The 6,000-nt window shown below is 33.3% G+C and carries 6 protein-coding genes and 2 pseudogenes; 6 read left to right on the top strand and 2 right to left on the bottom strand.

Translation table 11 applies throughout. The features are described from left to right. The first annotated feature begins 434 nt into the window (after positions 1-434). From Z054_RS0125175 to Z054_RS31165, 6 genes and pseudogenes are all read left to right on the top strand, one after another. Positions 435-656 (top strand): transposase, encoded by a 222-nt coding sequence (locus Z054_RS0125175; RefSeq protein ID WP_024772774.1) that lies wholly within the window; start codon positions 435-437, stop codon positions 654-656. A gap of 3 nt (positions 657-659) precedes the next feature. Then, entirely contained in the window at positions 660-1,016 is a 357-nt protein-coding gene (locus Z054_RS0125170) for a hypothetical protein (protein WP_024772773.1), read from the top strand. A gap of 212 nt (positions 1,017-1,228) precedes the next feature. Beyond that, complete coding sequence (locus tag Z054_RS30605; protein WP_024772772.1) at positions 1,229-3,058, top strand: zinc-dependent metalloprotease; 1,830 nt, start codon at positions 1,229-1,231, stop codon at positions 3,056-3,058. A 153-nt stretch (positions 3,059-3,211) separates the two neighbouring features. Further along, positions 3,212-3,379, top strand: a complete 168-nt coding sequence (locus Z054_RS32790; protein WP_206538813.1) for a thermonuclease family protein — start codon at positions 3,212-3,214, stop codon at positions 3,377-3,379. Beyond that, entirely contained in the window at positions 3,336-3,566 is a 231-nt protein-coding gene (locus tag Z054_RS29260) for a helix-turn-helix domain-containing protein (protein ID WP_206538812.1), read from the top strand. Before Z054_RS32790 ends, Z054_RS29260 begins: the two co-directional genes overlap by 44 nt. Before the next feature lie 371 nt (positions 3,567-3,937). Then, positions 3,938-4,715, top strand: a pseudogene (locus Z054_RS31165) (IS1595 family transposase). 78 nt (positions 4,716-4,793) lie between these two features. Here Z054_RS31165 and tnpA read toward each other — a convergent pair. Together tnpA and Z054_RS29245 are read right to left on the bottom strand one after the other, a co-directional pair. After that, positions 4,794-5,191: pseudogene (gene tnpA / locus Z054_RS29250) on the bottom strand (IS200/IS605 family transposase). A 244-nt stretch (positions 5,192-5,435) separates the two neighbouring features. Further along, positions 5,436-5,969: a reverse transcriptase domain-containing protein gene (locus Z054_RS29245; RefSeq protein WP_262482461.1), complete on the bottom strand. Its 534-nt coding sequence runs from the start codon at positions 5,967-5,969 to the stop codon at positions 5,436-5,438. Between the last annotated feature and the right edge of the window lie 31 nt (positions 5,970-6,000).

Below are 6,000 nucleotides of genomic sequence, written 5' to 3'. Positions count from 1 at the left end.
TGTTTACGATTTTTGTAAAGTTTAGTTTCCATGCTTCTATCGAAAAAAACTTTAAGAACTGATTTGTGTCTACTTTTTTTTCCATATGTTTTTAAGATTGATTATTTAGAAGCGAAATATACCTTAGAGTTATGGTATTACCATCATTTGGATTAATAAAGTATTATATATGGATATTTTAGTACTAATCTTTACATTTTTTTCTTTGATTTTAACAAATCAATAAAGATTATATAATTCCCAAAAACGCTGAAATTAAGTGCAGATTCCTTTGGGTAGTAAGTGAAGAAAATACTGTTCTAAATGAAATAAGTGAATACGTTTTTGAAGAGTATTCTACAATATTTAGAAGATAAGAGATACTATATCATAGCACATAATATGTATAGTATAATCAAGTGCTTACCTTTTATCTTGTTAAAAAACAACCCATTATGTACCTGATACTAGACAAGGATACGATAGAAATGGAAATAGTAAAATACCTTCCCAAAACAAAACGAGGATTTCCATCAACAGTCCCCTTGGTGGAGATTATCAATACTATACTTTACAAGCTAAAAACAGGTGTTCAAAGGTATTTGTTACCGGTAAAAGCACTTTTTGAACAACATCCTTTGACTTGGAATGCGGTTTATTATCATTATAGGAAATAGTCTTTGTCCGATACTTTAAAGGATTGCTGGATCAACTTCCTTAAAACCCACAAGAAAGAGTTAGGCATTTCTAGTGTAGATCTGAATGGTAGTCATACACCAGCCTTAAGAAGTGGTTCAGATGTTGAATATCAGGGTAGAAAAAAAACCAAAACTACCAATGCTCTCTATTTGATTGATAGACAGGGTTTACCTTTATCTATGTCTGAACCCATGGCAGGTAACTATAATGATCTTCATGATATAGAAGTGCAGTTTGAGGTAGTAACAGAAACGCTAGAGCAAGCAAATATTGCTATTGAAGGGTTTTTCTTAAATGCGGATTCTAGTTTTGATTCAACAAATCTAAAACAGTTATAGAAACTAAAGTAACTGCAATAAAATTGCAGGGTTTTGACCTTTAACTTGACAATAAATAAAAAACCACCTGTCTTCTTTGATACATTTGATTTAGAAAGACAGTTTTTGAATAGTTTGGTAATTTAATATAAGGATGTGTTAATAATGTACAAGTTTTTGATCACCGTATTACTTAAATTTAATCTAACTTTTAAAATCTAACACAAACCATTATGAAAAATCTAAAATTTGTAGTACTCACAGTACTAATTTTATTTATTTCAAGAGAAGCTTTCTCTCAAAAAATTGTTGAATGTAAAGCTTCTGAAATGAATGAAAAGATGATCAACAAATCAAAAAAGGCTAAAGCAGAATACCTGCAATTCGAGAACTTCACCAAAGAGTTTATTTCCTCTGAAAAAGTATCAAAGTCAAGAGCGGTTACTTACATTATACCAGTTGTATTTCACGTTTTCGGAAGTGATTTTAGTGGAACAACAGTAAATCGATCAAAAATAGAGAGAGCTTTAGACGAATTAAATAAGGAGTTTCAAGGACGAAATAGTGATTTTAACACAGTTGACTCTAGGTTTAGATCTATTCGAGGTACATTAAACATTGAATTCAGACTTGCTAAAATTGATCCTAGTGGTAATTCTACTACAGGAGTAAAATTCTATGGAGCTAGAAGTGGATTTGGAAATGATGATACATATGATTCTGAGATTAGGTATTTTGCATGGGATAATTATAAATATATGAATGTTTACATTCAATCTGATTTATATAATAACGGTGAATATAACAATTCTGGCGTTGCCTGGTATCCTAATACAGGTATGTCAAATAATAATACTGCCAGAGTAGTATATAATGGCCGTTATCTTTTTGGAAACACTAATAGTGAATTTGCTGCAATATTAACACATGAGTTTGGCCATTGGTTGAACCTGATTCATACGCATGATGGTGGATGTAATGGAACTGACCGCGTGAGTGATACTCCACAAGATACTCAAACTAATGGTGGTGGATGTAATGAGATATCTGATTGTGGTAGATACATTAATTATGAAAATTATATGGGGTATAATGGAGCGTCTGGATGTTACAAAATGTACTCAGAAGGGCAGGTAAACAGAATGCTTGCTGCTTTAGAGCATTCTGCCAGAAGACCATTGTGGCAAAGATCCAACCTGATAGCTACAGGTGTAATTGCCGGAGGAGGAGGAGACTTACCTGCAATACCTGTAGGATTAAGTGAATCTAATATTACAGCTACTTCATTTACTGCATTATGGAATAGTGCATCCACTGCTACCTCATATGATATCCAGTTATGGATTGAAAAAAATGGAAACGCAGATCTAGGGTATTGGGAAACACAAGGAAATACAGCTCAGACTTCTTATAGTTTTTCAGGATTTCCAGCCAATAGTACACAATGGTGGAGAGTAAGAGCAAATAATAGAGAGGGAAGTAGCTCTTATTCTGATTATAGAACCGTAGAACTCTCAGGAGGAGGAGGTAATACATTACCTATACCAACTGGTGTTCGAAGTGATAACTATCATTCTGGATTTTATATTACTTGGAATACAATATCAGAAGCGAATCAATATGAAATTCAGCTTAAAACTAATGGAGTTTGGTCTACCGAAGGAACCTCCAGTACATATTATTTTTGGGTTGGCAAAAAAGGAAGCAGAACTTCATATGAATATCGATTGCGTTCTAGAAATGGATCCGCAACCAGTGATTGGAGTCGTTCCTATACCGCTAACCTGCCGTTATTTGGCCCTAGTAGCTTTACCGAATCAATAAAGATATTTCCTAATTCGGTACAAAGAGGTAATGATGTTTCTATTCACTATACCGGTAAGACAGATAAATCTGTTTTTGTAACATTTTATGATATTAATGGTGTAGTGATAAAGAACCTTAGGATGTCTCCAAAAACCAATGTTATTAGTTATAATACCAGTAATTTATCTAATGGGATGTATTATGTTAAAATAAATGATGGAATGTTGTCTCAGGTTAAGAGGTTAATTGTTCGTTAGACTATATTGACCAATTATAATTCATAAGTTTGATTGATTTGTTGAGTAAGAAAGATGCTATTGATAATGCATCGGTAAAAATAACGTTCAGGCAATATTAATCCTGAACGTTATTTATTCTGGTAGTGCTTCTGCCAGAAGACACAGAGGTAAATGTTATTACCGGTTACCGTCACTACGAACAAACAAAACAAAGACCAATATGTACGATACATTGCAGAAGTAATCTATAGCGAGACTAATATATCTGATTATCTTATCGATAAAAATGTAGCCATTGCACATAAGAGAAAAAAAACTCTCACAAGAACAGTTAGCTAAAAAAGTTGGTACTATTGCCGTTACTATTGGTCGTTATGAACGTAACGAGATCAACCCATCTGTAGATATTGCTACTAAAATAGCAGATGTTTTGGATATGTCTTTGGATTATCTGGTATGTAATTCTGATACGGTTTTGGATAGATCACTGGTTAAGAAGATAACCAATATCCAAAACTTACCCTAAGACAATAAATTTTGTGTACATAAAATGCTAGACGCTTTTAATGTGATGGGTATTCCACTTAGTTTCCTTCGTGATTTTCCCTTTACACATCGGACAAATGACTCTTTGACTTCTCCATATTCTAGTTAACATCCGATATCCTTTAAGATGGCTGATCATCATCCTATCTTCACGAAATTCAAAGTATCCCATTTGGGATCATATGGATTTGCCCCTCGTTTGATCCCAATGTGTCTTTTTATCTCTTTGGCTACTGGATATAAGCCTATTTTTCTACCATTTTCTATAGCACCAAATACCCATTTATAATTAAAGTTTTAGAGATCAGTAGATAAATTCCTATCTTGAAAGTCAATAAACAATGATTATTTATGAATATTTTTAAAGGTCAGAACTTTCTAGAGTTTGCTGAACGCTTCAAAACAGACTTGGATTGTAAAGAATATTTAAGTTAAATCAAGTGGAAAGATGGATATGCTTGCCGTAAATGAGGTAATGCTACTTACCAAATACAAAAGGATCATTCAAGGACATGTAATAAATGTAGTGATGTAGAAAGTCCAACTGCCAATACAATATTTAAAAGGGTTCGATATGGGGTACGTACTGTTTTTTTCATTTGTTTTGAAATGACCACTACTACCAAGGGTTTATCTGCTAGTCAAATGGGTATTCGTTATGGGATCACTGAAAAAACAGTCTGTTTATTTATGCTTAAAGTAAGGGAAGCCATGAATTCCAGTAAAAACCATCCAATGTAGGGTAATGTCCAGGTAGATGAATTTGTTTTGGGAGGTTATGAACAAGGCAAAATAGAGTGTAGCTATAATGCTAAGAAAAAGAAGGCTATTACAGCAGTAGAACTTACTGAAGGGGGAAAACAAAAAGGATGTATACCCTTAAAATAGAAAGTAATAAAGGGCTTAATTTTAAGGCGCTCCACACAATGATCAACCAAATCAAAGCTTGGATCAGAACCACTTATTGTTGGGTGAGTGATTTTAATTTAAACAGATATTTTAATGAGTTTTGTTTCAGGATAAACCGTTCCAGAGTAAAAATACAATATTCAATAATTTAATAGCTAAAATGGTCAATAGTGACAAAATTTATCAGAAAGAAATTATAACTAAACCACCCAGCACTTAAAGTGCTGGGGTTTTGTATTACTAGGGACTAAAGTCCATTTGCCTATTCCAACATGAAATTGGAATTATCACTATTGTCTCACCTATGATGTTCTAAATATTCATTGACCATTTCATCTGTGATGTTCCCCGTACTCCAAACACCATATCAATTTACCCAAAATGCTTACCCCAATAACGATCTTGTATCCTGGGAAATTCTTGCTGTAATTTTCTAGAGGTTCTACCTTTTAGTTATTTTACGATATAACTTACACTTAACTTTGGTGCATATTCAATGTGCATATGAATATGGTCAGCACTCACAACACCTTTCAATATTTCAACACTCTCTGCTTCACAAATTTGAATTAATAACTCTCTACAACGTATCTGAATATCTCCCCGAAGAACTTTATACCTGTACTTTGTAGACCAAACTATGTGGCGAGTCAAACGACTTACTGTATGAGAACCTTTTCTTATTTTAGAGTCCATCGAAATCTAAAGTATAGATTTTTTCGCACTGCTGAAAGTGCTGCAATGAAATTGCAGGGCTTTCACCCATATCTGAGACCAGTAACTAACTACTCTAACTACTGACCTTTATAAAGTTTTTTTTTATCCAACGCTTATTTTTTTTAGGATGTCTTCAGGCATCCCATATCCAGAGTATCTTAAAATTACAATCTTGTACTTCGGAATAAGCGTCTGATGCCACAATGTGTCGATGATAAATTGCCTAACCTTTAATAGCAGGGTTGAATTGTCTGATTAAATCACAAGTTTTGGCGGATCTATTTTTATTGACAATCAATTTGATTTTGCTTTTTATGGCTTTAATATTAGATTTTGATGGTTTGATTAATAATACCTCTCCATATTTTCTAACATTCTGTCCTAAGAAATCAAAACCTTTATTGATATGAACGATGGATGTTTTTTCTTTAGACAAGTTTAATCCTCTTTCCTTTAAAAACTGCTCTATTGCTGATTGAGCTTTTTCTTTAAGTATAGTAGGACTTACTCCCGTAACCACAAAGTCATCAGCATATCTGATAAAATTAACCTTTACATCGGTTCCTTGTTTCTTACCTTTTTTATTATAAGATACACCAACTGCCTTATTGATTGCTTCTTCCAATCCATCCATTGTCATATTCGCCAATGTTGGAGAAATTATACCTCCTTGAGGAGTTCCCTTTCTGGGGATAATTATTTTTCCTTTGTCCACTACATTTGCTTTCAACCACTGTTTTAAAATCCTTTTGCCAATCGGGATGTTCTTCTTTATGTTTAAAACAAAA

The sequence above is a fragment of the Aquimarina macrocephali JAMB N27 genome (assembly GCF_000520995.1).
Classification (GTDB): domain Bacteria; phylum Bacteroidota; class Bacteroidia; order Flavobacteriales; family Flavobacteriaceae; genus Aquimarina; species Aquimarina macrocephali.
This window is presented reverse-complemented; position numbering and strand designations above follow the sequence as displayed.

What these genes read in the sequence shown, in the direction of transcription:
- Z054_RS0125175 (WP_024772774.1), top strand. Translation starts at nt 435, where the DNA reads ATGTACCTGATACTAGACAAGGATACGATAGAAATGGAAATAGTAAAA.
- Z054_RS30605 (WP_024772772.1), top strand. Translation starts at nt 1,229, where the DNA reads ATGAAAAATCTAAAATTTGTAGTACTCACAGTACTAATTTTATTTATT.
- Z054_RS32790 (WP_206538813.1), top strand. Translation starts at nt 3,212, where the DNA reads ATGTTATTACCGGTTACCGTCACTACGAACAAACAAAACAAAGACCAA.